This window comes from Amycolatopsis vastitatis, from assembly GCF_002234595.1.
Lineage (GTDB): Bacteria > Actinomycetota > Actinomycetes > Mycobacteriales > Pseudonocardiaceae > Amycolatopsis > Amycolatopsis vastitatis.
On the sequence record NZ_NMUL01000044.1, the window covers coordinates 19,173 to 44,927 of the forward strand.

Consider the following 25,755-nt stretch of genomic DNA (forward strand, 5'->3'; position numbering starts at 1 on the left):
CAGACGCCTTATAGAGCGTCCGTGCCGCGCTCGCCGGTCCGTACCCGGATGACGGTCTCCACGGGCGTCACCCACAGCTTGCCGTCGCCGATCTTGCCGGTGTGCGCGGCCGTGGTGATGGCGTCGAGGACCTTCTCCACGTTGGTGTCGTCGGTGACGACCTCGATCTTCAGCTTGGCCACGAAGTCCACCGAGTACTCCGCGCCGCGGTAGACCTCGGTGTGGCCCTTCTGGCGGCCGTAACCCTGGACCTCGCTGACCGTCATGCCCAGCACGCCCAGCTGCTCCAGCGCGGAGCGGACGTCGTCGAGCGTGAACGGCTTCACAATCGCCGTGATGAGCTTCATGCCTTGCTCTCCTCGAGTTTCGCGTTGCCGGTGGCGGACTTGACCGGGATCGTCGTCGGGTGGCCGAGGCCACCGCCCGCCCCGGTGAAGTCGTACGCGCTCTCCGCGTGCTGGGCCTCGTCGATGCCGCTGACCTCGTCCTCGGTGCTGACGCGGAAGCCGCCGGCCTTCTTGATCACGAAGCCGATGATGAAGGAAAGCACGAACGAGTACGCGAGCACCGCACCGGCGGCCGCGGCCTGACGCCCCAGCTGGGTGAACCCGCCGCCGTAGAACAGGCCGTCGGCGCCGAGGGAGTTGACGCTGGTGGTGCCGAAGAAGCCGATCAGCAGCGTGCCGACGATGCCGCCGACCAGGTGGACGCCGACGACGTCGAGCGAGTCGTCGAAGCCGAACTTGAACTTGAGCGAGATGGCCAGCGCGCAGAGGACACCGGCGATGAGGCCGATCGCGATGGCCCCGAGCGGGCTCACGAAACCACACGCCGGGGTGATGGCGACCAGGCCGGCGACCGCACCGGAAGCCGCGCCGAGGGTGGTCGGCTTGCCGAACTTCAGCTGCTCCACGATCAGCCAGCCGAGGACAGCTGCGGCGGTGGCGACGGTGGTGTTGGTGAACGCGACGGCGGCGAGGTCGTTGGCGGCCAGCGCCGAACCGGCGTTGAAGCCGTACCAGCCGAACCACAGCAGGGACGCACCGAGCAGCACGAACGGCACGTTGTGCGGACGCCCGGTGTCCTTCGGCCAGCCCTTGCGCTTGCCGAGCACGATCGCCAGCGCCAGGCCCGCGGCACCGGCGTTGATGTGGACCGCGGTACCACCGGCGAAGTCGAGTGCCTTGAGGTTGTTGGCGATCCAGCCGCCGACGGCGTTCTCGCCGATGAAGCCGTTGAAGGAGAAGACCCAGTGCGCGACCGGGAAGTACACGACCGTCACCCAGATGACGACGAACAGCGTCCAGCCCCAGAACTTCGCGCGGTCGGCGATGGCGCCGGAGATCAGCGCGGGCGTGATGATCGCGAACATCAGCTGGAACATCACGAAGGCGAGGATGGGCAAGCCGTCCGAGCCGGGCCAGGCGACGGCCGGCGTCGTGTCGGTGGCGGCGACCGCGAACCCGGCGAGCTTCCCGAAGGTGTTCTCGAGGCCGGCGAAGTGGAAGTTACCGAGCAAGCCGCCGAAGGCGTCGTCGCCGAAGGACATCGAGAAGCCGTACAGGGCCCAAAGCACCCCCACGACGGCCAGCGCGATGAAGTTCATCATCAGCATGTTCAGGACGCTCTTCGCGCGGACCATGCCGCCATAGAAGAACGCCAGTCCTGGGGTCATGAGCATGACCAGCGCGGCGCTGGCCAATACCCATGCGGTGTCTCCTGCGTTCAGCACATCGTCCTCCCGTGCCCTGGGTTGGTGCGATGGCAGTTTTGGCGCGCGGTGTTTCACGGGGCGGCTCGTGAGGTTTCGCCCGCGTGAACTGTCCGCGCCCGGTTGTTACGGGCAGGTTTCCCAGGACCCGTGGTGGAGTGTCCGGTTGTGAAACGTCGTGGTCGAATATCCCCATGACACCGATCGACCCCGGGAATGACCCACTGCCACCCCGGGTCGTCGACGCACTGCGGTGTTCGGTCTGCGGTGACCCGATCGGACTAGCCGGCCGCACGCTGCGTTGCGCGAACCACCACTCTTTCGATCTAGCGCGCCAGGGTTACGTGAACCTGTTGCACGCGCGAATCCCGGCCGGGACGGCGGACACAGCGCCGATGGTCGCGGCGCGCGCGGACTTCCTGGCATCGGGTGCCTACGAGCCCCTCTCCGACGAGCTGGCGCGTGTGTGCGCGGAGGCCGAAGGCTTGGTCATCGACGCGGGCGCGGGCACGGGGTACTACCTGGCGAGGGTGCTTGAGGCATCCGAGGCGTTCGGGCTCGCGCTGGACGTCTCGGCGGTGGCGTTGAGGCGAGCGGCCCGGGCGCACCCCCGGCTGGGCGCGGCGGTGTGGAACCTGTGGGAGCCGTGGCCGGTGGGCGACGGCGTGGCGTCGGTCGTGCTGAACGTCTTCGCCCCACGCAACGGGCCGGAGTTCCACCGCGTCCTGCGGCCGGGCGGCCTGCTGGTCGTGGCGGCCCCGGCCCCGGACCACCTCCGCGAGCTGGGCGACCTGGTCCTGGCCGTCGACGAGCGCAAGGACGAGCGGCTGGACGGCACCCTCGGCTCGTACTTCACGCGCTCGGAGCGCACGCAGGTCCGGCGCGAGGTGGAGCTGACGCCGCGGCAGGTGCGCCAGGCCGTCGAGATGGGCCCGGCCGCGTTCCACCTGGACCGCGGCGGCCGCCGGGAGCGCCTGGACGCCCTTCACGAGCCGCAGGTGGTGACGGTGTCGTTCACGGTCTCCACGTACCGGCGGCGCTGAGTCTGGGAGGGTGAAGGGGTGAAGCCCGACTGGACCGCCCCCGCGACCCGGCTCGCGGACGCGGAGTGGGTCCGGGCCCGCATCGGCGGCGCGGCGAAGCTCTACGGCTGCGCCCGGCCCGAGGTGCTCGGCACGATCTGGTGGTACTCGCTGTCATCGGTGCTGGTGGCGCCGGCGGTGGAAGGCCTGGTGGGCGGGACGCCGGTCGATCCGTCCCTCGACGCCATGGAACTCGACCTCGTCGCCGACGGCCGCTTCCTCGGCGCGCGGTCCACCCGGCCGCTCTCCGGCGGGCTGCCCGAGCTGGGCGCCGCGCTGGCCGGAACGCTCGGGACCGCCATCACCACCATCGCCGCCGTCAGCGGGGCCCGGGAGCGTGCGCTCGGCGCGATCGCCACCGACTCCCTCGGCAACCGGCTGCTGTGGACGCCGGACCCCGAGCGGGCCATGTCCCTCGCCGGACCGCTCGTCGCCGCGATCGGCCTCGGCCTGCCGAAACCTCGTTTCGTCCGCGTCGGCCGCGCCCCCGCCGTGCGGCGTGCCTCCTGCTGCCTCATCTACGAAGTCGGCAACCCCAAGTGCGTGAGCTGCCCGCGTCAAACACCCGCCGAGCGCGAAGCCCGTCTGAGGGCCGCCCTGGGCTAGAGGACCGCCAGCTCCAACGCCGCGAGCCGGTCCGGGTCCGCGATGACCTCGATGCCCGTGATGCGGTCGCCGTCGACCTGGAACGCCAGGACCACCGCCGGCTTCCCCTCACGCACCATGAGCAGGCCGGGGGCGCCGTCGACCAGGGCGAGTTCGCTCGCGCGAGCCCGCTCCGACGCCAGGATCGCGCCGCGGCGGACGCTCTCGACGCCGCGCAGCACGATCGGCGCCGGGGTCGGGCCGGCGAACCGGTCGGCGTGCAGCACCACGTCGGGGTCCAGCAGGGCGAGCAGCGCTTCGAAGTCGCCGCCGCGTGACGCGGCCAGGAACGCTTCGACGACCTTGCGCCGCCGGGGCAGGTCCGCGTCCGGTGCCGCGCCGCCCTTGACGCGGCGGCGGGCGCGGCTCGCGAGCTGCCGGGCCGCGGCCGGGGTCTTGCCGATCACCGGCGCGATCTCGTCGATCGGCACCGTGAACATGTCGTGCAGTACGAAGGCGACCCGCTCGGCCGGCCCCAGCGCGTCGAGCACCACCAGCAGCGCCTGCCCGACCGAGTCGGCCAGCTCGGCCTCCTCACCGGGGTCGCGGCGGTCGTCGTCCGGCTCGGGCCGGCCGTCCAGGGGCTCCTCGCGGTGGTTGCGGCGCGTGCGGAGCAGGGAAAGGCACACCCGGGCGACCACGGTCGTCAGCCACGCGCCGACGTTCTCGATCCCGTCCGCGCCGGTGCGGTGGAACCGCAGCCACGCCTCCTGGACGGCGTCGTCGGCTTCGGCTGCCGAACCCAGCATCCGGTAGGCGACCGCCCGCAGGCGCGGCCGCTCCTGCTCGAACCGCTCGGTCAGCGCGTCCACTGTGTCCTGTTCCTTCCGCCGGGGTCGTAGCAGTAGACCCCGCGGCGACCGCCGATGTGACCGGAACGAAGTGATCTCAGTCATCCGCCGCCCGGCGCAAGGCCCCGGCCAGCAGCGCCGCGGGTTCGGGGACCGGCCCCGGCAGCCGCGCGAGCACCACGCGCCGCCGTTCCGACGGCCCGCCGCGCACCGCCACCACCCGCACGCCCGGCGGGACCGCCTCGGCCAGGGACGCGGGCAACGTGGTCAGCCCGCAGCCCGCCGCGACGAGGTTGAGCTTGGCCAGCCAGTCGCGGGCGGTGTGGGCGATCTCGGGCCGCTCGTCGAGCCCCGGCCACACGCCCATCAGCGTGGCCTCCCCCGCCGACGGCCCGGCGATCCAGCGCTGCCCTCGCAGGTCGTCGACGTCCGCCACGCCGGCCGCCGCCAGCGGGTGACCGGCGGGCACCGCGAGGCAGAGGCTGCGTTCGGCGAGCGTCTCCACGCGCAACGCCGGCGTCTCCGCGTCCGGCGGCCGGAACGGCGGGGCCGAGCCCAGCACCGCCAGATCCACCGTGCCCGCGCGCAGCGCCCGGACGAGGACCGGCGTCGTGCCCTCCCGCGTGACGACGGTGACCGCCGGGTGCGTGCGCCGCAGTTCGGCGACCGCGCGCGGCACGAGCACCGCGCCCGCGCTGGGGTACCAGCCCAGCCGGACCGTCCCGGCGTCGGCGGGCAGCCCGGCCAGTTCACGGCCGGCCGCGTCGATCTCGTCGAGCACCGCGATCGCCCGCCGCAGCACGACGTTCCCGGCGGCGGTGAGGCGCACGCCGTCGGGCCGCCGCTCCAGCACCGGCGTCCCGGCCGCCCGCTCGAGCGACGCCATCTGCCGCGACACCGCGGACTGCGTGTAGCCGAGCGCCGCCGCGGCCGCGGTGAGGGTGCCGCGCTCGGCGACCTCGCGGAACACGCGCAGGGCGACCAGGGAGACGTCACCGAAGTCCATGACGACTACGCATACCAGGCTTGCCGGATTCTCGCTTTTCGCATGCCCGCGCCGGACCTAGCGTGCGGGTATGACACGCATCGCTTTGGTGACCGGGGCCAACCAGGGCCTCGGTTTCGCTCTCGTCCGCGGTCTCGCCGCCCGCCTGGCTCCCGAAGACGTAGTCCTGCTCACCGGCCGCGACGCCGGCCGGGTGGCCGCGGCCGCCACCCGCGTCGCCGACGACCCGGCGACGCGCAGCCGGGTCGAAGGCCGCGTTCTCGACGTCTCCGACGCCGGTGCCGTCGCTCGTCTCGCCGACGAACTCGGTGCCGTGGACATCGTGCTCTCCAACGCCATCGGCCCGCTCCAGCCGGACCGCCCGCAGGCCGAGCAGGCCGACGTCTTCCTCGACGTCGCGAACGGCGGCACCCACGCCGTGCTGCGGTCGTTCGGGCCGGTCCTGCGGCCGGGCGGCAGGCTGATCGTCGTCGCCAGCTCGCTGGGCACCCTCGGCCACCTGCCCGAGGCGCTGTGGCCGCGGTTCGACGGCGCCGGTCTCGACGACGTGGAGAAGGCCGTCGAAGACTGGCGCTCCGCGATCCACGACGGCACCGCTCAGGAGCAGGGCTGGCCCGAGTGGATCAACGTGCCGTCCAAGGTCGCGCAGGTCGCGGCGGTGCGCGCGGTAGCGGCCGGACGCCGTGAGCCCGACCTCGCCGACGGCACCCTGGTCGCGGCGGTCTGCCCGGGCCTGGTCGACACGCGCGCCTCGCGACCCTGGTTCAGCGACTTCAGCCGGGCGCAGACCCCGGACCAGGCGGCGCGGGCGGTGCTGGACCTGGTGTTCGCCGACCTCGACCCGGCGACCTACGGCGAGCTGGTCCGGTTCGGCCGGGTACTGCCCTGGCACAGTGGCGCCCCGGCGGCCTGACGGGTCAGAGCACGCAGAACTCGTTGCCCTCCGGATCGGCCATCACGATGTGGTCGGGACGGCCGTCCAGCTCGTGCCGCTCCAGGACGGTCGCGCCCGCCGCGGTCAGCCGGGCGACCGCCTCGACGACCCGCTCCCAGCGCCTCTCCCACGGCACGTCCCGGCCGCCGCCGGCCTGGACGTCCAGGTGGAGGCGGTTCTTCGCGATCTTCGCCTCGGGCACCTTCAGGAAGCTGAGGCTCGGCAGGACGCCCTCCGGATCGCTGAGGTACGCGCCGTCGTCCCACTCCTCCTCGGGCACGTGATGGTCGGCGAACCACGCTTCCCAGCTCGCGAACCCCGCCGGGGGCGGCCGCTCGATGTAGCCGAGGGCCACCGCCCAGAACCTGGCCAGCACGCGGGGCTCCGCGCAGTCGATCGTCACGCTCCAGCGCACTGTCACGGACTGGAGCGTAACCGCCGCCCACGCCCTGAGAGGCATGTCATCCGGGGGATGATGCGGTTACCGTGGGCTCCGATGAGCGAACGCAGCTGGGGCTTCCGCACCCGCGCCCTGCACGCGGGCGGCACCCCCGATCCGGCGACCGGCGCCCGCGCCGTGCCGATCTACCAGACCACGAGCTTCGTCTTCGAGGACGCGGCCGACGCGGCCAACCTGTTCGCGCTGCAGAAGTACGGCAACGTCTACAGCCGGATCGGGAACCCGACCGCGGCCGCGTTCGAGGAGCGGATCGCCAGCCTCGAAGACGCCATCGGCGGCGTCGCCACCGCGAGCGGGCAGGCCGCGGAATTCCTCACCTTCAGCGCGCTCACCGAGGCGGGCGACCACATCGTGTCCGCGAGCGGCCTCTACGGCGGCACGGTCACCCAGCTGACCGGCACGCTCCGGCGGTTCGGCGTCGAGACGACGTTCGTCAGCGGCGGCATCGACGACTACGCCGCGGCGATCACCGAACGGACGCGGCTGCTCTACACCGAAGTGATCGGCAACCCCGGCGGCGGCATCGCCGACCTCGCCGCCCTGGCGGACCTCGCGCACGCCCACGACATCCCGCTGGTGGTCGACGCGACGCTGGCGACGCCGTACCTGTGCCGCCCGATCGAGCACGGCGCCGACATCGTGCTGCACTCGGCGACGAAGTTCCTCGGCGGCCACGGGACGACCCTCGGCGGGATCGTCGTCGAATCCGGGAAGTTCGACTGGGGCAACGGGAAGTTCCCGCGGATGACCGAGACCGTCGACAGCTACGGCGGCCTGAAGTACTGGGAGAACTTCGGCGAGTACGCGTTCTGCACCCGGCTGCGCGCGGAGCAGCTGCGGGACATCGGCGCGGTCCTTTCGCCACACTCGGCTTTTCTGCTGCTGCAAGGGGTCGAGACGCTCCCCCAGCGGATGGACGCCCACGTGGCCAACGCCCGCGCGGTCGCCGAGTACCTCGAAGCGGATCCGCGCGTGGCTTGGGTGTCCTACGCCGGGCTGCCGTCGCACCCGCACCACGACCTGGCGAAGAAGTACCTGCCCGCCGGACCCGGCGCGGTGTTCGCCTTCGGCATCGACGGCGGCCGGGCCGCGGGCGAGACGTTCGTCGAATCGGTGGAGCTGCTGTCGCACCTGGCGAACGTCGGGGACGCGCGGACGCTCGTCATCCACCCGGCGTCGACGACGCACGCGCAGCTGTCCGGGGAGCAGCTCGCCGCCGCGGGCGTCGGCCCGGACCTGATCCGGCTGTCGATCGGCTTGGAGGACGTCGACGACATCCTCTGGGACCTCGACCAGGCGCTGGGCAAGGCGGTGGCCGGATGACGTACGACGTCGGCGCGGTCGAGCGGCGCGCGATCCTGAACCGGACGAAGGCGGTGACGCTGGTCGGCGCGTCCGCCAACCCGGCGCGGCCCAGCTACTTCGTCGCGACCTACCTGCTCTCGTCGACGCGCTACGAGGTGAACTTCGTCAACCCGCGCCTGGACACGCTCCTCGGCAAGCCGGTGTACGCCTCCCTCGAGGACGTCCCGGGCGAACCGGACCTGGTCAGCGTGTTCCGCAGGCACGACGACCTGCCCCAGGTGGCCGAAGAGGTGATCGGCGCCGGCGCGCGGACGCTGTGGCTGCAGCTCGGCCTCTGGCACGAGCCGGTGGCCGACCGGGCGGCCGGCGCCGGGCTGGACGTCGTGATGAACCGGTGCGTGAAGATCGAGCACGCGCGCTTCGCCGGCGGGCTGCACCTGGCCGGGTTCAACACCGGCGTGATCAGCTCCCGGCGGCAGCCGGCGCCCTAGAACGTATATCGCTTGCGACGGGTCCCGGAGTGCCGGACGATGAGCCGCCGATGCCGGGACCTGCGCGAATGGGTGGTTCGTGTTCGATGTGATCATTGCCGGGTGCGGGCCCACGGGTGCGCTGCTGGCCGCCGAACTGCGGCTGCACGACGTGCGGGTGCTGGTTCTGGAGAAGGAAACCGAGCCCGGGTCGTTCGTCCGCGTGGTGAGCCTGCACATGCGCAGTCTCGAGCTGATGGCGATGCGCGGGCTGCTGGATCGCCTTCTCGAACACGGGAGGCGGCGGCCGGTCGGCGGGATCTTCGCCGCCATCCCGAAACCCGCGCCGGAGGGCCTGGACTCGGCGCACGCCTACCTGCTGGGCATCCCGCAGCCGGTCGTCAACCGCCTCCTCGAGGACCACGCGACCGGCTTGGGTGCCCAGGTCCGGCGAGGGTGTGCGGTGGCCGGGTTCGAGCAGGACGACCAAGGGGTGACCGTCGAACTGGCCGGCGGGGAACGGCTGCGGTCGCGCTATCTCGTCGGCTGTGACGGCGCGCGCAGCACGGTCCGCAAACTGCTCGGGGTCGGCTTTCCCGGCGAACCCGCGCGGACCGAAACGTTGATGGGCGAGATGAAAGCCACTGCGTCGCCGGAGGAGATCGCCGCCAAGGTGACCGAAATCCGGGAGACGCACCGGCAATTCTGGCTCAGGCCCTTCGGCGAAGGGATCTACAGCGTCGTGGTCCCGGCCGCGGAAGTCCGCGATCGCGCGGAACCGCCGACTCTCGAAGATTTCCGGCAGCAGCTGTGCGCCATCGCCGGAACCGATTTCGGCGTGCATTCCCCGCGCTGGTTGTCCCGTTTCGGCGACGCCACGCGGCTGGCCGAGCAGTACCGGGCCGGGCGGGTGCTGCTGGCCGGCGACGCGGCGCACATCCACCCGCCCGCCGGGGGCCAGGGCCTGAACCTGGGCGTCCAGGACGCGGTCAACCTCGGCTGGAAGCTGGCCGCGCAGGTCCGCGGCCGGGCGCCGGAAACGTTGCTGGACACCTACCACGCCGAACGGCATCCGGTCGCCGAAGCCGTCCTCGACAACACCCGTGCCCAGGTGGCACTGTCGTCCGCCGAACCGGGCGCGCGGGCGGTGCGCAGGCTGCTCACCGAGCTGATGGACTTCGACGAGGTCAACCGGTACCTGATCGAGAAGATCACCGCGATCGACATCCGCTACGACTTCGGCGAAGGGCCCGGCCTGCTCGGCCGCCGCCTCCGGGACGTCGAGCTGACCGAGGGCCACCTCTACGACCGGCTGCACCGGGGCCGCGGCCTGGTCCTCGACCGCACCGGACGCCTCGCCGTGGCGGGCTGGGCGGACCGGGTCGACCTCATCGCGGACCCCGCCGCGGCCGTGGACGTACCGGCTCTCCTGCTCCGCCCAGACGGCTACGTCGCCTGGATCGGCGAGCACCAGCAGGAGCTGGAAGACCACCTTGCCCGCTGGTTCGGTGGGCCCGGCCGGCCACCGAATTCAACGTGATCCACATCACTGTTCAATGCGGTAACACCCGACCTTCGACCTCGATGGATCACCCGATGGGGGAGTCCGGCCCGTAGTCCGCAAAGGAACCGGCGTTTTCGTCGCCTGGGGTACGGAATGGGTCGAATGGAGTAATCAGGGGAGGAAAAAGGGGCACGGCAGTCGATCGCCGCGCATTTTCGCGCGCGGCGGTGTGCCCGGGCATCGGAAACCCCCAGTTCGTCCGAAGACACGTCACTGAGGGAGTTTCGATGCCACGCTCACTCCGGAAGGCGGGTGCGGTCCTGGCCGCGCTGACGGCCGCCGGCCTGCTGACCGCCCCCGCCGCCGACGCCATCACCGGCGGCACCCCCGCCGCCGACGGCACCTACGCCTTCACCGCCCAGATCAGCGGGGCCCACGGCTGCACCGGCGCGCTGGTCGCCCCGCAGTGGGTCCTCACCGCGGCCGCGTGCTTCGGCCCCGCGCCGCTGCCCGCCGGGCCGCCCGCGACGCCCTACACGGCGACCGTCGGCCGCGCCGACCTGACCGGCACCGCCGGGCACACCGTCAAGATCACCACCCTGGTGCCCGCCACCGACCGCGACGCGGTGCTGGCCAAGCTGGCCCTGCCGATCGTCGACATCGATCCCGTCCCGCTGGCCACCCGCGCCCCGGCGGCCGGGGACGTCCTCCGGCTCGGCGGCTACGGCCGCACCGCCGACAAGTGGGTGCCGGACCGGCTGAGCACGGCGTCGTTCACCGTGAGCGGCATCAACGGCTCGACGCTGGCCGTCACCGCGGTCACCGGCGACGCCACCACGTGCATGGGCGACGCCGGCGGCCCGGCGCTGCGGGAGAACGGCACACAGGTCGAGCTGGCCGCCATCAACGCGCGGTCGTGGCAGCACGGCTGCTACGCCTCGACCGAGACGCGCCAGGGCACCACGGAGACCCGCGTCGACGACCTCGGCGCGTGGGTGAGCCAGGTGACCGCCCCGGTCGCCGCGTCGATCGTCGGCAAGGCCAGTGGGCAGTGCCTCGACCAGGCCTGGACCGACGGCCAGGAACACCCCACGGTCAACGCGTGGCAGTGCTGGACCCCGACCTCGGACAACCAGAAGTGGACGGCCGTCTGGACCGCCCGCGACACCGTCCAGATCGTGAACTCGCTTTCGGGCAAATGCCTCGACCAGGACTACACAGGTGGCCAGCCGCACCCCACCGTCAACGCGTGGCAGTGCTGGACCCCGCTCACGGGCAACCAGCAGTGGACCGTCCAGCCGCACTACGAGGACGGCACCGTGACGCTGGTCAACAAGCTCAGCGGGCAGTGCCTCGACCAGGACTACACGAACGGCCAGCCGCACCCCGCGATCAACGCCTGGCAGTGCTGGACGACGAACCAGGCCAACCAGCGCTGGATCCTCAACTGACCGGGTAAGGAAGAGAACGGCCGGTCGCGCCGTTGGTCCGGGCATGACCTTGGGGATCACCTTGTCCGGCGGCCCGACCGCCCTCCTGGAGCTGGGCGGCGTCCGGCTGCTCACCGACCCGACCTTCGACCCGCCCGGCGACCACCCGGTCGGCGAGCGTGTGTTGGTCAAGACCGAGGACTCGGTGCTCACCGAGTCCTCGGCCGGGGTGGTGGACGCCGTCCTGCTGTCCCATGACCAGCACCCCGACAACCTCGACGACCGCGGTCGCGCGTACCTCGCGAAGGTGCCGCTGACGCTGACGACACCCAGCGGGGCGTCGCGGCTCGGCGGCACCGCGCGCGGGGTGAAGCCGTGGGAAGAGACGCGCGTCGGGCCGCTGACCGTCACCGCCGTCCCGGCCCGGCACGGGCCCGAAGGAGCCGAACGGCTCGCCGGCGAGGTCACCGGGTTCGTGCTGGGCGGCGACGGCCTGCCGACGGTGTACGTCAGCGGCGACAACGCGTCGGTCGACCTGGTGCGGGAGATCGCTTCCCGGTTCAGCGTGGACATCGCGGTGCTCTTCGCCGGCGCGGCCCGCACCCCCCCTCTTCGACGGCGCTCCCCTGACGCTGACCAGCGCGGACGCCGTCGAAGCCGCCAAGGTGCTCGGCGCGGCGAAGGTCGTCCCGCTGCACTTCCGCGGCTGGGGCCACTTCAGCGAAGGCGCGGACGTGCTGCGGGCGGAGTTCGAGGCGGCCGGTCTGGCCGGCCGGCTCGTGCTGCTCGAACCCGGGGAGCGCACGGACGTCTGAGACCGGGTCGTGAGAGGCTGGCGGCATGGCCAAACCGACCCCGCTGCAGTTCCGGAACATCCTCGTCGCCGTCCTGGCGGCGGCGGGCTTCGTCTGGAGCATCGTGGCCGGCCTGCCGTGGTGGGTGAGCGCGATCGTCGGCTGCGCGTGCGTCCTGTCGCTGGCGTCGGCCTACCTCAACCGCCCCGACGCCGGCTAACGCGTCTTGGCGAACCTTGCCTTGAGGTTGGCGCGGCCCGCTTCGGTGAGCCTGCCGAACAGCCGCAGCCTCGCCAGCCCGCCGTCCGGGTAGATGTCGAGGCGGGCTTCCGTGATCTCCGGGCCGTCCTTCAGCGCGAAACGGTGACGCGTGTCCGGCTGCAGGCGCGTCTTCGGCAGCAGGTCGGCCCACTCGCCGTAGGTACCGCGGCCGCTGACCGACGCCCAGCCGGGCGCGTTGCCCTTGAGGTTGCTCGTGTCCAGCTCGACGAAGCGGACGATGCCCGCGCCGGCCAGGCGCAGCGTCACCCAGTCGTTGCCGTCGTCGCGGCGGCGGGCCGTCTCCCAGCCTTCGGCCTGGTGCGCGGCCAGGCCGGGCGAGAGGATGTTGTTCGGCGAGGAGTAGAACCGGTTGCTGCACCCGGTGACGAGCGCGCCGTTCTCCAGCGCCGCCAGGTCGAGCGCGTCGAGGTCGAGCAGGTCCGGGTCGGGGATCGGGGCGCCGTGCACGCGCAGGCGGGCGACGCCGCCGTCCGGGTGCTGGGTCAGCCGGACGTGCGTGTACCGCCGGGAACCGTTGACCGTGTAGAAGTTCTCGGTGTGGCCGGCCGCCGGGGCGCGGTCGACCAGGACGTCCCAATCCGCCGTCCGCAGCTCCGCGGCGCTCGGGTAGCCCGGCACCGACGTCGCCTCGACCGAGACGAACGGCGGGCAGTTCCCCTTGAAGAACGCCGTGTCGACGATGACGCCGGTGACCGTGCCGGCCAGCCCGAGCCGCAGGATCGCCTGGTCGTCGCCCGGTTCGCGGTGGCGGCGGGTCTCCCAGCCGTCGTAGACCTGGCCCTTGGGCCCGAACGTCTCGGCGCGGTGCGCCGGCACCCAGGGGTTGACGAGGTTCTCCTTCTCGGCGAACAGCTCGTCGGTCGCCCACATGACTGTGCCGCCGAAGCGGCGTGACGCGAGGTCGGGCAGTTCTGTCCACTCGGGACGGTCGGACACGGCGGCCTCCATCTCAGCATTCTCCCCGGGTCAGCAACGCGCCGCGGGGCTCGTCGCCGGTGATTTCGGTGCCCCGCAGCCACGTCGAGCGCACGACGCCGGCGAGCGGGCGGCGGTCGTAGGCGCTGACCGGGTTGCGGTGCTTCAGTTTCGCGACGTCGACCACGAACGCCTCGTCCGGCGCGAACACGCAGAAGTCGGCGTCGTAGCCTGCCGCGAGGTGCCCCTTGCGGCGCATCCCGGCCTGCGCGGCCGGGTGCTCGGCCATCCAGCGGACGACGTCGGTGAGCGCGAACCCGCGCTGCCGCGCCTGCGTCCAGATCGCCGGGAGACCGAGCTGCAGGCTCGAAATCCCGCCCCAGGCCTCGCCGAAGTCGCCGCTGTCGAAGCGTTTCAGCTCCGGTGTGCACGGCGAATGGTCGCTGACGATCGTGTCGATCACGCCGTCGGCGAGCCCCTGCCAGAGCAGCTCGCGGTTGGCCGCCTCGCGGATCGGCGGGCAGCACTTGAACTGCGTCGCGCCGTCGCGGATCTCCTCGGCGACGAAGCTGAGGTAGTGCGGGCAGGTCTCCGCCGTCAGGGCCAGGCCTTCCCGGCGCGCGGACGCGATCAGCGGCAGAGCGTCCGAAGAGGACAGATGCAGGATGTGCGCGCGGGCGTCGTTCCGGCGGGCCGCGTCGATGACGTGCGAGATCGCGAGGTTCTCCGCCTGCCGCGGCCGGGACCGCAGAAAGTCGACATAGCGACCGCCGTGCGGCTCGGGTGCTTCGTCGATCTCGTGCGCGTCCTCGGCGTGGACGATCATCAGCGCGCCGAAGGAACTCAGCTCCCGCAACGCCTCGTCCAGCCCGGCCGGGTCGAGGGGCGGGAACTCGTCGACGCCGGAGTGCAGCAGGAAGCACTTGAAGCCGAACACACCGGCTTCGTGCAGGCCGCGCAGCTCACCGGCGTTGCCGGGGATCGCACCACCCCAGAAGCCGACGTCGACGTGCACCCGGCCGGCGGCCGCCTTGCGCTTGACCTCGAGCGCCGCGACGTCGACGGTCGGCGGCAGGCTGTTCAGCGGCATGTCCACGATCGTGGTCACCCCGCCCGCCGCGGCCGCCCGGGTCGCCGTTTCGAAGCCTTCCCACTCGGCGCGGCCGGGATCATTGACGTGGACGTGCGTGTCGACGAGCCCGGGCAGCAGCACGACGTCGTCGCCGAGATCGACGACACGGTCCCCGGACAGCCGGGCCCCGCCGGGTTCGACCGCGACGATCCGGCCACCGTCGACGCCGACGGTCGCCGGGACCTCGCCCTCGGCCGTCACGGCCCGGGCGGCGCGCACCACAAGATCCATCCGAAACCCTTCGTCGGGAGGAATGACACCGCCGATTTCACAGACCGGAAAGACGGTTTCGCACAACGACAGTAACCACGGCGCGCGCCGCTCGTCAACGACAGACATCGCGCGTTACGGTCATCCTTGTGCGGCTTGAAGCGGAGTTCACCAGCGAACCGTTCCACGGCGAAGGTTCGCCGCCCGAGCACGCCGTCGCCGCGCGCGACGCCGCCACGGAAGCCGGTCTGGACACCGATTTCGGCCCGCTCGGCACCCTGGCCCGCGGCGAGGCGAAGGAGCTGCTCGAAGCCCTCCCGGCGATCGCGAAGGCGGCCTTGGAGAGCGGCGCCACGCGGGTCACGCTGCAGCTGCGCCGGGCCGACGAGCCGGGGAGCGCGCCCGTCGTCGAGCTGAACGACGCGCTGGCCCGGCTCATCGCCGACGTCGAACGGGAACTGGGCGCCAAGCTGGGCGAACTCGACCGCGCGGGCAAGCAGCGGGCGGTGCGGCTGCTGCGCGAACGCGGCGCCTTCGGCCTGCGGAAATCGGTGTCGTCGGTGGCCGACGCGCTGGGGGTCACGCGGTTCACCGTCTACAACTACCTCAACCGGGAAGCCGACTGACCAGGACTTTCAACAAAATGTTGACGGAACTCCGGTGCCGACGTACGGTCAGCCCGTGCTGCTCACCGACTTCAACACCACCGACGTCCGCGCACTGCTGACGGAATGCCTCGCCGTCCCGCGCTGGGTCGACACCGTGCTGGCCGGGCGCCCGTACGCCGATGTCGACGCGTTGAAGGCCGCCGCCGACCTGCCCCTGAGCAGTGCGGAGATCCGGCAGGCGATGGCCGCGCACCCGCGGATCGGCGAAAAGCCGGCGAGCGGCTGGGCGCGGTCGGAACAGTCCGGTGTGGACAATGCGGATGCGTTCGCCGCGGCGAACGCCGAGTACGAAGCCAAGTTCGGGCACGTCTACCTGGTCTGCGCGAGCGGCCGCGGCGGCGACGAGCTGCTGAAGATCCTGCGTGAGCGGCTGGACAACGACCCGGCGACCGAGCTGGCCGTCGCGGGGCGCGAGCTGCTGAAGATCGCCGAACTGCGGCTGGCCAAGGCGGTGACGGCGTGAGCCTGGTGACCACCCACGTGCTCGACACGGCGGCCGGACGCCCCGCGAAGGGGATCGCCGTCCGCTTCGAGACCGCCGCCGGCGAGCCGATCGCCGAAGGCCGCACCGACGACGACGGCCGCGTCCGCGACCTCGGCCCCGAAACCCTGGCCCCCGGCGGCTACCGGCTGGTCTTCGACACCGGCGCCTACCTGGGCCCGGACGCGTTCTTCCCGGAGGTCGCGCTGGCTTTCCGGATCACCGACGGGACCGCGCACCACCACGTGCCGCTCCTGCTCAGCCCGTTCGCCTATTCGACCTACCGAGGGAGCTGACCGTGGCCATCACCCTGGGCCCCAACCAGTACGGCAAGGCGGAGGTCCGCCTGGTGACGGTGCGCCGCGACGGCCCGGTGCACCACCTGAAGGACCTGACCGTGTCGACGTCGCTGCGCGGCGAGCTGGCCGCGACGCACCTGACCGGCGACAACGCCGGCGTGCTGGCGACGGACACGCAGAAGAACACCGTCTACGCCTTCGCGAAGGAAGCGCCCGTCGGCGAGATCGAGGACTTCGGCCTGCGCCTGGCCCGGCACTTCGTCGGCACGCAGGAGAACATCACCGGCGCCCGCGTCAAGATCGACGAGCACGGCTGGAACCGGATCCCGGTGGCGGGCGAGCCGCACGACCACGCGTTCAGCCGCGCGGGCGACGAGCGCCGCACGACAGCGGTGACGATCCAGGACGGCCGCGCGTGGGTGGTGTCCGGGATCGACGGCCTGACCCTGCTGAAGTCGACCGGCTCGGAATTCCACAGCTTCCCCCGGGACCAGTACACGACCCTCGCCGAGACCGAGGACCGGATCCTCGCCACCGCCGTCACGGCGCGGTGGCGCTACCAGGGCGAGGACGTCGGCTGGGCGGAGTCGCACGCCGAAATCCGGCGGCTGCTGCTGGAGACGTTCGCGACGAAGCACAGCCTTTCGCTGCAGCAGACGCTGTACGCGATGGGCGCGGCGGTGCTCGAGGCGCGGCCGGAGGTGGCCGAGGTGCGGTTGTCGCTGCCGAACAAGCACCACTTCCTGGTGGACCTGAGCCCGTTCGGGCTGAAGAACGAGAACGAGGTGTTCTACGCCGCGGACCGGCCGTACGGCTTGATCGAGGGAACGGTCCTGCGCGACGACGCCGAGGACCCCGGCCCGGCCTGGGACCTCCACTGAGCTTGAGAGAACGCTGCTTGATAGAACGCTCTATTATCGGACGGGTGGCAGGGACCAAGGACCGCATCATGGCCGCCGGAGCCGAGCTGTTCCGGCGCAACGGCTACGCCGGCACCGGGCTGAAGCAGATCGTCAGCGAGGCCAACGCCCCCTTCGGGTCGCTGTACCACTTCTTCCCCGGCGGCAAGGAACAGCTCGGCGAGGAGGTCGTCCGGACGTCCGGCCTCGCCTACATCGCCCTGTTCGACCTCTTCATCGCCCCGGCGGAAGACCTCGTCAGCGGCATCGAAGCCTTCTTCGCCGCCGGGATCGCCACCCTCGAGGCGACCGACTACGTCGAAGGCTGCCCGATCGCCACCGTCGCTCTCGAGGTCGCCGCCACCAACGAGCCGCTGCGGAAGGCCACCGCCGACGTCTTCACCGCGTGGATCGACGCCGGGACCGGGAAGTTCATGCGCTTCGGCCTCGAAAAGGAGGCCGCCCGGACGCTGACCATCACCGCCGTGAACAACCTCGAAGGCGCCTTCGTGCTCTGCCGCTCGCTGCGGGAGACCGAAGCGATGGCCGTCGCGGGCGCGGCGACCGTCGACGTCGCACGCCGGCTTCTCAACGAGAACGCACAACTTTAGTCGGTAATCCAACACGAATCCCCAAGATGGCGCTTGACCGCGCAGCATCCGACACAGATGCTGCGCAGCGAGAAATGGTCTAGTCCTCCCGCCTCACACCGCCGTCCGGTTGGAGCCGCCATGCGCCGAGTCCTCGCCGTCTTCGCCACCGCCATCGCCGCCGCCGCGATCACCAGCCCGCCCGCCCAGGCCCTCGAGAACGGCCTCGCCCGGACACCGCCGATGGGCTGGAACACCTGGAACACCTTCGAGTGCAACATCAACGAGACGCTCGTCAAGCAGACCACCGACCTCATGGTCAGCTCCGGGATGCGCGACCGCGGCTACACCTACGTCAACCTCGACGACTGCTGGATGACGAAATCCCGGGGCGAGCTCGGCAACCTCGTCGCCGATCCCGCGAAGTTCCCCAGCGGCCTCAAGGCCCTCGGCGACTACATCCACGCGCGCGGCATGAAGTTCGGGATCTACGAAAGCGCGGGCAGCGAAACCTGCCAGCACTACCCGGGCAGCCTCGGCCACGAGCAGGCCGACGCGAACAGCTTCGCGAGCTGGGGCGTCGACTACCTCAAGTACGACAACTGCGGCAGCCCCGCCAACGAGACCCAGCAGGACTACGTCCGCCGCTACTCCGCGATGCGCGACGCGCTGAAGGCGACCGGCCGCCCGATCGCCTACAGCATCTGCGAGTGGGGGAACTTCGCGCCGTCGACCTGGGCGCCGGACGTCGGCAACCTCTGGCGCACCACCGGCGACATCACCAACAACTGGGGGAGCATCGACTCGATCTACCACCAGAACGTCGGGCTCGCGTCGGCCGCGAAGCCGGGCGCCTGGAACGACCCCGACATGCTCGAAGTCGGCGACGGCATGGACTTCCAGGAAGACCGCGCCCACTTCACGCTCTGGGCCGCGATGGCCGCGCCGCTGATCGCGGGCGCCGACCTGCGCTCCGCGAGCGTCGCCACCTTCTCGACCTACCTCAACGGTGACGTCATCGCCGTCGACCAGGACCCGCTCGGCAAGCAGGCCCGGCGCATCGCGACCGGCGGCGGCCTGGACGTCCTGGCGAAGCCGCTGCAGAACGGGGACGTCGCCGTCGTGCTGTTCAACGAGAACGGCAGCACCAAAACCGTCTCGACCACGGCCGCCGCGGCCGGGCTGCCCGCCGCGTCGAGCTACCGGCTGACCAACCTGTGGTCGAAGGAGCTCACCACCAGCACCGGCACGATCAGCGCCGACGTCCCGTCACACAGCACGGTGATCTACCGCGTCACCCCCGGATCGGGCAGCAGCATCGGCACCGCGCACCCGCTCCAGGGCGCGTCGTCCTCGCGCTGCATCGACGTCAACGGCGGTTCGACGACCCCCGGCACCAAGGTCGACATCTGGGACTGCGACGGCGGCGCGAACCAGTCGTGGACCTTCACCGGCGCCGGTGAGCTGAAGGCGAACGGCCTCTGCCTCGACGCCAGCGAAGGCGGCACCGCGGCCGGGACCAAGCTCATCGCCTGGACCTGTCACGGCGGCGCGAACCAGCAGTTCAAGCTCAACCCCGACGGCTCGATCACCGGCACGCAGTCCGGCCTGTGCGTCGACGTCACCGGCGGCGACAAGCCCGCCGGCAACGTCAACGGCGTCCAGCTCGAACTGTGGGGCTGCAACGACGACGCCAACCAGAACTGGAGCCTCAAGTCCCCGTGAGGTGCTCCGGCCGGACCGGGACGCGGGTGAGCGCGAGCCCGGTCGCGGCGCGGATCGCGGCCACGATCGCCGGGGTCGACGAGATCGTCGGAGGCTCGCCGACCCCGCGCAGGCCGTACGGCGCGTGCGGATCGGGGCGTTCGAGGACGTCGATGGTCATCGGCGGCATGTCGAGGACCGTCGGGATCAGGTAGTCGGTGAAGGAGGGGTTCCGGATCTTCCCGCCGGAGGTCTGGATCTCCTCCATCACCGCGAGCCCGAGGCCCTGCGCCGAGCCGCCCTGGATCTGGCCGAGCACGGCCTGGGGGTTCAGCGCCTTGCCGACGTCCTGGGCGCAGTCCAGCGCGACCACCTTCACCAGGCCCAGTTCCGTGTCCACGTCGACGACGGCCCGGTGCGCGGCGAACGCGTACTGCACGTGCGCGTTCCCCTGCCCCGTCTCGGGATCGATCGGGACCGTCGGCCGGTGCCGCCACTCCACGGTCTCGTCGTGGACGTCGTCGCCGAGGACGTCCACCAGGTCGGCGAGCACCCGGCCGTCGGCCGCGACGAGCTTGCCGCCGACGACGCGCACCCGCTGGTCGAACCGGGCCAGCAGCCGGGCCCGCACCGCCGCGCACGCGGCCCGCACGGCACCGCCGGTGACGTAGGTCTGACGCGACGCCGACGTCGAGCCGCCGTTGCCGATCGAGGTGTCCATCGGCAGGATCGTCACCTGCTCGACGCCCAGCTCGGTGCGCACGATCTGCTGCATGATCGTCACCAGGCCCTGGCCGACCTCGCAGGCCGCGGTGTGCACGGTCGCCGCCGGCTCCCCGCCGACCAGCTGCAGCCGCACCCGCGCGGTCGAGTAGTCGTCGAAGCCTTCGGAGAAGCAGACGTTCTTGATCCCGACGGCGTACCCGACGCCGCGGACGACGCCTTCGCCGTGCGTCGTGTTGGACACGCCGCCCGGCATGTGCCGCAGGTCGAACGGCCGCTCCGGGGGCATCGGCATCTCCCGCACGCGGGTCAGCAGCTCGGCGACCGGCGCTTCCGCGTCGACGACCTGGCCGGTCGGCATGAGGTCGCCTTCGCTCATCGCGTTGCGGACGCGGATGTCGACAGGATCCAGTCCACAGGCGACCGCCAGCTTGTCCATTTGCGACTCGTAGCCGAAGGCCGCCTGCACCGCACCGAATCCGCGCATCGCACCACACGGCGGGTTGTTTGTATACACACCCCAGCAGTCCACCGAAATACTGTCTACTGCATACGGTCCGACGCCCAGGGTCGCGGCGTTCGCCACCACCGCGCCCGTCGAAGACGCGTACGCGCCTCCGTCGAGGTACAGCCGCGTCTTCACGTACACGAGACGGCCGTCCTGAGTGGCGCCGTGCTCGTAGTACATCTTCGCCGGGTGGCGGTGGACGTGGCCGTAGAAGGACTCTTCGCGGTTGTAGACCATCTTGACCGGCTTTCCGGTGTGCAGGGCCAGCAGGCACGCGTGCACCTGGATCGACAGGTCTTCGCGACCTCCGAACGCCCCGCCGACGCCGCCGAGGGTCAGCCGCACCTTCTCGACCGGCAACCCCAGAGCGGCGACGATCTGCTGCTGGTCCACGTGCAGCCACTGCGTCGCGACGTACAGGTCGACGCCGCCTTCGGTGTCCGGCACGGCGAGCCCGGACTCCGGGCCGAGGAAGGCCTGGTCCTGCATGCCGACCTCGTAGACGCCGGAGACGACGACATCGGCGGAGACGTCCTGCGAGCCTCGGCGGATCTTCACGTGCCGGACGACGTTGCCGCCTTCGTGCAGCGAAGGGCCTTCGCCCGCGACAGCCGCTTCGGAGTCCGTCACCGGCTCCAGCTCTTCGTAGGAGACGACGATCCGCTTCATCGCGCGGCGCGCGGTCTCCGGGTGGTCGGCGGCGACCAGCGCCACCGGCTCACCCTGGTACCGGACGACGTCGTCCGCGAGCACCGGCTGGTCGGCGTGCTCGAGGCCGTAGCGGTTGACGCCGGGGACGTCCTCGTGCGTCAGCACCGCGTAGACGCCGGGCACCGCCAGGGCTTCCGCGATGTCGATCCCGGTGATCCGGGCGTACGGGTGCGGGCTGCGCAGGGTCGCACCCCACAGCATGTCCTCGTGCCACAGGTCCGAGGAGTAGGCGAACTCGCCGCGGACCTTCACCGTGCCGTCGGGCCGGCGCGGCGAAGCGCCGACGCCGTTGGCCGTCGGTGTGGTGGTGACTGAAGTGGTCATCTGCCCTCCCTCAGCCGGGCGCTCGCGGCGGCCAGCTCGCGGGCGATCGCGGACTCGTCGGCTTCGCGCAGCGTGCCGTCCTCGACGACGGCCTTGCCGCCGACGAACAGGCGCCGCAGCGGCGGCGTGGTGCCGAGGACCAGCGCCGCGACCGGGTCGGTGATGCCGGCGTAGTTCAGCCCGGTCAGGTCCCAGACGGCGAGGTCGGCGAGCTTCCCGGGCTCGATCGAGCCCAGGTCGTCGCCGCGGCCGAGGCAGCGGGCGCCGCCCATCGTGCCCATCCACAGCGCTTCGCGCGTGGTCAGGCCGCGAGGCCCGCCGCGCTGGCGGGCCTGCAGCAATGCCTGGTGCAGTTCCTCGCCCAGGCCGCCGGACTCGTTGGACGCGGCGCCGTCGGCGCCCAGGCCGACCGGCACACCCGCGTCGAGGAGGTCGCGGACCGGGGCGATGCCGGCGCCGATGCGGCCGTTGGACGTCGGGCAGTGCGCCGACCCGGTGCCGGTCGCGCCGAAGCGGCGGATCGCCTCGGGCGCGAGGTGGATGGTGTGGGCGAGCCAGACGTCGTCGGCGAGCCAGCCGAGCTTGTCCGCGTACTCGGCGGGCGTGCAGCCGACCTCGGCGAGGCACTGCCGCTCTTCGTCGACGGTCTCCGCGAGGTGGGTGTGCAGGCGGACGCCCTTGCGGCGGGCCAGCTCGGCCGCCCCGGACATCAGCCGCTCGGTGACCGAGAACGGCGAGCAGGGACCCGCGGCGATCTGCAGGTGGGCTTCCGCGGAAGAGTCGTGGAAGCGGTCGATCGCCGCCTCCGTGCCGGTCAGCGCGTCCTCGGTCGGCTCGACGAGGTTGTCCGGCGGCAGGCCGCCGTCGGACTCGCCGCGGTCCATCGACCCGCGCACGACGTGCAGCCGGACGCCGATCCGCTGGCGGGCCGCGACCAGCGCCTCGACCTGGTCACCGCCGTCGCGCGGGAAGACGTAGTGGTGGTCGGCGACGGTCGTGCAGCCGGTCAGTGCCAGCCGGGCCATCCCGGCGGTGCCGGCGGCGTGCGTGATCTCGGCGTCGAGCCGGCCCCAGACCGGGTAGAGCGCGACCAGCCACTCGAAGAGCGTGTGGTCGGCGGCCATCCCGCGGGTGGCCCACTGGTAGAGGTGGTGGTGGGTGTTGATCAGGCCCGGTGTGATCAGGCAGCCTTCGGCCTCGACGCGCTCGTCGAACTCGCCGGTGTAGACGCCTTCGCCGACTTCGGCGATCCGGTCGTTCTCGACGACGACGTGCCCGCTCGCGTACTCCTCGCCGCTGACCGTGGCGATCGCCGCGTTGGCGATGAGCGTCCTCATGCGACTGTGTCCTTTCCGAGAGGACCCCTCGCCACCGCGCGCACCGCGTCGAGGATCTTCTCGTAACCGGTGCACCGGCAGAGGTTGCCGGCCAGTGCCTCGCGGATCTCCTCGTCACTCGGATCGGGGACGCGGTCGAGCAGGTCGTGTGCGGCGACGACCAGCCCCGGCGTGCAGAAGCCGCACTGCACGGCCCCCGCGTCCACAAAGGACTGCTGGACCGGGTCGAGCGTGTCGCCGTCGGCCAGCCCCTCGACCGTGCGCACCGCGCGGCCCTCGGCCTGCCCGGCCGCGACCAGGCAGGCGCACACCGGGACGTCGTCGAGGTAGACCGTGCAGGACCCGCATTCGCCCTGTTCACAGGCGTTCTTCGAGCCCGGCAGGCCGAGTCGTTCCCGCAGGACGTAGAGGAGGCTTTCGCCTTCCCAGACGTCGTCCGCCTGCCGGTCCTCGCCGTTGATCGTGACATTCAGGCGCATGCGCGCTCCCCCGTCCGGTGTTCTTCCCAGGCCCAGGTCAACGTCCGCCGCGCGAGTACCCCGAGTGCGTGCTTCCGATACGCCGCGCTCCCCCGGACGTCGTCGATCGGCGACGCGGCTTCACCCACCAGGTCGCCGAAGCGGCGTTTCAGCGAGTCCGGCAACGGCTCGGACGACGTCCACGGCAGCTCGGCCGCCAGGAACTCCTCCGCCGCCCGTGCCCGGCGCGGGGTCGGGGCGGCGGACCCGATCGCCGCGCCCACCTTGCCGTCGCGAAGGGCGAGGGCGAAGGAGCAGACCGCGATGACCATCGCGTTGCGCGTCCCGACCTTGGCGAACTGCTGCGGCCCGGCGTGCGCGGGCAGGTGGACGGCGGTGATCAGCTCGTCCGGGGCGAGCGCGTGGCGTTTCACGCCGACGTAGAAATCCTCCGCGCGGAGGAGCCGGGTCCCCCGGACGGAGGCGGCCTCGATCCGGGCGTCCAAGGCGAGCAGCACCGGGTGGGTGTCGCCGGCGGGCGAGGCGGCGCCGAGGTTGCCGCCGACCGTGCCGCGGTTGCGGATCTGCGGCGATCCGACCGTGCGGGACGCCATGGCCAGCGCGGGGATGGATTCACCCAGTTCAGTGATGACCCGGCTGTACGGGACGCCGGCGCCGAGCCGGACCGTGCCGTCCGATGTGGACCACTCCGCCAGCTCGGGGACCCGCGTCAGGTCCAGGAGGGCGTCGGGCCGCCGGTGGTCGAAGTTGAGCTCGACCATGACGTCGGTGCCGCCGGCGATCGGCACCGCGTCCGGCCGCCCGGCCTTGAGCGCCAGGGCCTCGGCGAGCGTCACGGGACGCAGGAACTCCACTGTTGCTCCTTAACGACGGCGCTCCTTCGTGGGGGCGATAGACCAGTAGACGACGGATCACGGCCGGGCGGCAACGGCGCCACGCATGAAACGCACCGGAGCGAAACCGGCGGCGTTTGTGCTTTCCTACAAGCCTGATGACGACCGTGAAAACTCTCCTGGGCCTGCCGGGGCTGCGGCTGCGCCCGCGGGCCGGGGCCGAGCTGCTCGACCGGACGGTGACCCGCATCTACGTCACGGAGCTGCCCGACCCCGGACGGTACCTCTCGGCCGGTGAACTGGTGCTTTCCGGCCTGCTCTGGTGGCGCGAACCGGGTGACGCCGAGCCGTTCGTGGCCGCACTGGCCCGGTCGGGCGCGGCGGCGCTGGCCGCGTCCGGCGCCGACTCGGGTGGCATCCCGGACGACGTGGTCTCGGCCTGCGCGCGGCACCGCATCCCGCTGCTGGAAGTGCCCGCCGACCTGTCGTTCTCGGTGATCACCGAGCAGGTGGTGCTGGCGCTGGCGGCCGCGTCCGACGGCGCACGCAAACGTTTGCAGGCCGCCGCGGAGGCGCCGGTCGAGACGCTGCTGGAGCGGGCTTCGGCGGAGCTCGGGCTGCCGTGCTGGGTGCTGTCGGCGTTCGGCCGGGTGGTCGCCGGGGCGTCCCCGCTGCCACTGCCGGCCGAGGACGTCGTCCACCGGTACGCGGCCGGCGAGTCCGGGCCGCTGACGATGGTTCAGGTCGAAGGGCGGCACGCGGTGCCGTGGCTGATCGCCATCGGCGGGCCCCTGAGCACCGCGCAGGCCGAACTGGCGGAGGAGGTCGCGGGGCTCGTCGGGGTCACGCGAGCGCGCGCTTCGCGGCCCGAGGCTTCGTTGCCGGACGAGGTGTGCGTTGTCGCGTTGCGGACCGAAGACAGCGACGAGAGCCGGGACGTCCTGCGGGAGCTGCTCCCCGGAGCAACCCTGTTCGAGTCCACCGGGGACACGTCGTATGCGGCGACCGGGCGGTGGCCGGACTCGGCGGCGGCCGAACTGTCCACTGCGGAACCGTTGCTGCGGGCGAAGCGGATCCTTTGCGGCGTCAGCGATCCCGCGCCGCGGGCCGAGGGCCGGGAGATCGCGCGGTACGCCCTGGAAGCAGCGGCCCGGCGCGCGGGCCGCGTCGCGGTCGTCGAGGCCGGCGAGGTGGCCGCGCACCGGCTGCTGCTGGCCGGCGCCCCGGACGGGCTGCGCGCCGCGCTGCGCCGCCGGGTGCTCGGGCCGCTCCTGGACTACGACGCCGAGCAGCACACGGACCTGGTGCACACGGTCCGGGTGTTCCTCGAGTGCTCGGGCTCGCCGACCCGGGCGGCGAAGGCCCTGCACGTCCACGTCAACACGCTGCGCTACCGCATCGGCCGGGCGAGCGAGCTGCTGGGCGCGGACCTGGCCGAGTTCACCGACCAGCTCGACGTCTACCTCGCCCTCCGCGCCGGCGACGTGGAGTGAATGACTCATTCCTGTCGTCGGACGACAGGAATGAG

Annotated in this window: 27 protein-coding genes and 1 pseudogene; 17 read left to right on the forward strand and 11 right to left on the reverse strand. The window is 71.9% G+C overall.

What is annotated here, in order from left to right; all coding sequences use genetic code 11:
* Window positions 1-8: 8 nt before the first annotated feature.
* Window positions 9-347, reverse strand: coding sequence for a P-II family nitrogen regulator (locus tag CF165_RS37245; RefSeq protein WP_093952295.1), 339 nt, complete (start codon window positions 345-347; stop codon window positions 9-11).
* Window positions 344-1,732 (reverse strand): ammonium transporter, encoded by a 1,389-nt coding sequence (locus tag CF165_RS37250; protein ID WP_167441684.1) that lies wholly within the window; start codon window positions 1,730-1,732, stop codon window positions 344-346. The genes CF165_RS37245 and CF165_RS37250 overlap by 4 nt, the downstream gene beginning before the upstream one ends.
* A gap of 173 nt (window positions 1,733-1,905) precedes the next feature.
* On the opposite strand from CF165_RS37250, the gene CF165_RS37255 reads away from it, so the two are divergent.
* A complete protein-coding gene (locus tag CF165_RS37255) occupies window positions 1,906-2,754 on the forward strand; it encodes a putative RNA methyltransferase (RefSeq protein WP_338023555.1) in 849 nt (282 codons plus the stop codon).
* Between the two features lie 18 nt (window positions 2,755-2,772).
* Window positions 2,773-3,399 carry a (2Fe-2S)-binding protein gene (locus CF165_RS37260; protein WP_093952298.1) on the forward strand — a complete coding sequence of 209 codons (627 nt, stop codon included), beginning with the start codon at window positions 2,773-2,775 and terminating at the stop codon, window positions 3,397-3,399.
* Here the strand turns inward: CF165_RS37260 and CF165_RS37265 are convergent.
* Window positions 3,396-4,250 carry a sigma-70 family RNA polymerase sigma factor gene (locus CF165_RS37265; protein WP_093952299.1) on the reverse strand — a complete coding sequence of 285 codons (855 nt, stop codon included), beginning with the start codon at window positions 4,248-4,250 and terminating at the stop codon, window positions 3,396-3,398. The genes CF165_RS37260 and CF165_RS37265 overlap by 4 nt on opposite strands.
* A 76-nt stretch (window positions 4,251-4,326) precedes the next feature.
* On the reverse strand, window positions 4,327-5,235 hold the full coding sequence (locus tag CF165_RS37270; RefSeq protein ID WP_093952300.1) for a LysR family transcriptional regulator: 909 nt from the start codon (window positions 5,233-5,235) through the stop codon (window positions 4,327-4,329).
* Window positions 5,236-5,305: 70 nt separating this feature from the next.
* Between CF165_RS37270 and CF165_RS37275 the strand changes: the two genes are divergently transcribed.
* Window positions 5,306-6,148: an SDR family NAD(P)-dependent oxidoreductase gene (locus CF165_RS37275; protein ID WP_093952301.1), complete on the forward strand. Its 843-nt coding sequence runs from the start codon at window positions 5,306-5,308 to the stop codon at window positions 6,146-6,148.
* 4 nt (window positions 6,149-6,152) lie between these two features.
* Here the strand turns inward: CF165_RS37275 and CF165_RS37280 are convergent, their stop codons facing one another.
* Complete coding sequence (locus CF165_RS37280) at window positions 6,153-6,572, reverse strand: VOC family protein (RefSeq protein ID WP_093952302.1); 420 nt, start codon at window positions 6,570-6,572, stop codon at window positions 6,153-6,155.
* Between the two features lie 93 nt (window positions 6,573-6,665).
* Here CF165_RS37280 and CF165_RS37285 point away from each other — a divergent pair, with 93 nt between their 5' ends.
* The 7 genes and pseudogenes from CF165_RS37285 (at window position 6,666) to CF165_RS51820 (ending at window position 12,352) form a co-directional block, all read left to right on the forward strand.
* The gene (locus CF165_RS37285; RefSeq protein WP_093952303.1) at window positions 6,666-7,952 is read left to right on the forward strand and encodes an O-acetylhomoserine aminocarboxypropyltransferase/cysteine synthase family protein; all 1,287 of its coding nucleotides are present in this window, start codon (window positions 6,666-6,668) and stop codon (window positions 7,950-7,952) included.
* The gene (locus CF165_RS37290) at window positions 7,949-8,425 is read left to right on the forward strand and encodes a CoA-binding protein (protein WP_093952304.1); all 477 of its coding nucleotides are present in this window, start codon (window positions 7,949-7,951) and stop codon (window positions 8,423-8,425) included. Before CF165_RS37285 ends, CF165_RS37290 begins: the two co-directional genes overlap by 4 nt.
* A gap of 79 nt (window positions 8,426-8,504) precedes the next feature.
* Complete coding sequence (gene rox / locus CF165_RS37295; protein ID WP_093952305.1) at window positions 8,505-9,944, forward strand: rifampin monooxygenase; 1,440 nt, start codon at window positions 8,505-8,507, stop codon at window positions 9,942-9,944.
* Window positions 9,945-10,195: 251 nt separating this feature from the next.
* A complete protein-coding gene (locus tag CF165_RS37300; protein ID WP_093952306.1) occupies window positions 10,196-11,359 on the forward strand; it encodes a trypsin-like serine protease in 1,164 nt (387 codons plus the stop codon).
* Window positions 11,360-11,402: 43 nt separating this feature from the next.
* Window positions 11,403-11,876, forward strand: a pseudogene (locus CF165_RS53690) (MBL fold metallo-hydrolase); the annotation flags it as partial.
* 127 nt (window positions 11,877-12,003) lie between these two features.
* Window positions 12,004-12,153, forward strand: coding sequence for a hypothetical protein (locus CF165_RS53695; protein ID WP_338023557.1), 150 nt, complete (start codon window positions 12,004-12,006; stop codon window positions 12,151-12,153).
* Window positions 12,154-12,178: 25 nt separating this feature from the next.
* Window positions 12,179-12,352 (forward strand): hypothetical protein, encoded by a 174-nt coding sequence (locus CF165_RS51820; protein WP_020644432.1) that lies wholly within the window; start codon window positions 12,179-12,181, stop codon window positions 12,350-12,352.
* On the opposite strand, the gene alc is transcribed toward CF165_RS51820, so the two are convergent.
* The gene (alc, locus tag CF165_RS37310) at window positions 12,349-13,362 is read right to left on the reverse strand and encodes an allantoicase (RefSeq protein WP_093952307.1); all 1,014 of its coding nucleotides are present in this window, start codon (window positions 13,360-13,362) and stop codon (window positions 12,349-12,351) included. The two genes, CF165_RS51820 and alc, sit on opposite strands and share 4 nt — an antisense overlap.
* A 1-nt stretch (window position 13,363) precedes the next feature.
* Entirely contained in the window at window positions 13,364-14,692 is a 1,329-nt protein-coding gene (gene allB, locus CF165_RS37315) for an allantoinase AllB (RefSeq protein WP_093952308.1), read from the reverse strand.
* A gap of 128 nt (window positions 14,693-14,820) precedes the next feature.
* Between allB and CF165_RS37320 the strand changes: the two genes are divergently transcribed.
* The 6 genes from CF165_RS37320 (at window position 14,821) to CF165_RS37345 (ending at window position 19,333) form a co-directional block, all read left to right on the forward strand.
* Entirely contained in the window at window positions 14,821-15,297 is a 477-nt protein-coding gene (locus CF165_RS37320) for a helix-turn-helix domain-containing protein (protein WP_093952309.1), read from the forward strand.
* Window positions 15,298-15,352: 55 nt separating this feature from the next.
* Window positions 15,353-15,802: a 2-oxo-4-hydroxy-4-carboxy-5-ureidoimidazoline decarboxylase gene (gene uraD, locus CF165_RS37325; RefSeq protein WP_093952320.1), complete on the forward strand. Its 450-nt coding sequence runs from the start codon at window positions 15,353-15,355 to the stop codon at window positions 15,800-15,802.
* On the forward strand, window positions 15,799-16,116 hold the full coding sequence (uraH, locus tag CF165_RS37330) for a hydroxyisourate hydrolase (RefSeq protein ID WP_093952310.1): 318 nt from the start codon (window positions 15,799-15,801) through the stop codon (window positions 16,114-16,116). Before uraD ends, uraH begins: the two co-directional genes overlap by 4 nt.
* A gap of 2 nt (window positions 16,117-16,118) precedes the next feature.
* A complete protein-coding gene (gene pucL, locus CF165_RS37335; RefSeq protein WP_093952311.1) occupies window positions 16,119-17,000 on the forward strand; it encodes a factor-independent urate hydroxylase in 882 nt (293 codons plus the stop codon).
* Between the two features lie 44 nt (window positions 17,001-17,044).
* Window positions 17,045-17,629: a TetR/AcrR family transcriptional regulator gene (locus CF165_RS37340; RefSeq protein ID WP_439098537.1), complete on the forward strand. Its 585-nt coding sequence runs from the start codon at window positions 17,045-17,047 to the stop codon at window positions 17,627-17,629.
* A gap of 120 nt (window positions 17,630-17,749) precedes the next feature.
* Complete coding sequence (locus CF165_RS37345; RefSeq protein ID WP_093952313.1) at window positions 17,750-19,333, forward strand: glycoside hydrolase family 27 protein; 1,584 nt, start codon at window positions 17,750-17,752, stop codon at window positions 19,331-19,333.
* Here the strand turns inward: CF165_RS37345 and pucD are convergent.
* From pucD to CF165_RS37365, 4 genes are read right to left on the reverse strand one after another with little or no spacing between them, the layout of a single operon-like run.
* Window positions 19,320-21,578, reverse strand: coding sequence for a xanthine dehydrogenase subunit D (gene pucD / locus CF165_RS37350; protein ID WP_093952314.1), 2,259 nt, complete (start codon window positions 21,576-21,578; stop codon window positions 19,320-19,322). The two genes, CF165_RS37345 and pucD, sit on opposite strands and share 14 nt — an antisense overlap.
* Window positions 21,575-22,915, reverse strand: a complete 1,341-nt coding sequence (locus CF165_RS37355; RefSeq protein WP_093952315.1) for an 8-oxoguanine deaminase — start codon at window positions 22,913-22,915, stop codon at window positions 21,575-21,577. Before CF165_RS37355 ends, pucD begins: the two co-directional genes overlap by 4 nt.
* Window positions 22,912-23,394: a (2Fe-2S)-binding protein gene (locus CF165_RS37360; RefSeq protein ID WP_093952316.1), complete on the reverse strand. Its 483-nt coding sequence runs from the start codon at window positions 23,392-23,394 to the stop codon at window positions 22,912-22,914. Before CF165_RS37360 ends, CF165_RS37355 begins: the two co-directional genes overlap by 4 nt.
* Window positions 23,385-24,248, reverse strand: a complete 864-nt coding sequence (locus CF165_RS37365; protein WP_093952317.1) for an FAD binding domain-containing protein — start codon at window positions 24,246-24,248, stop codon at window positions 23,385-23,387. Before CF165_RS37365 ends, CF165_RS37360 begins: the two co-directional genes overlap by 10 nt.
* A 137-nt stretch (window positions 24,249-24,385) precedes the next feature.
* Between CF165_RS37365 and CF165_RS37370 the strand changes: the two genes are divergently transcribed.
* Entirely contained in the window at window positions 24,386-25,720 is a 1,335-nt protein-coding gene (locus tag CF165_RS37370; RefSeq protein WP_093952318.1) for a PucR family transcriptional regulator, read from the forward strand.
* Window positions 25,721-25,755: the final 35 nt, after the last annotated feature.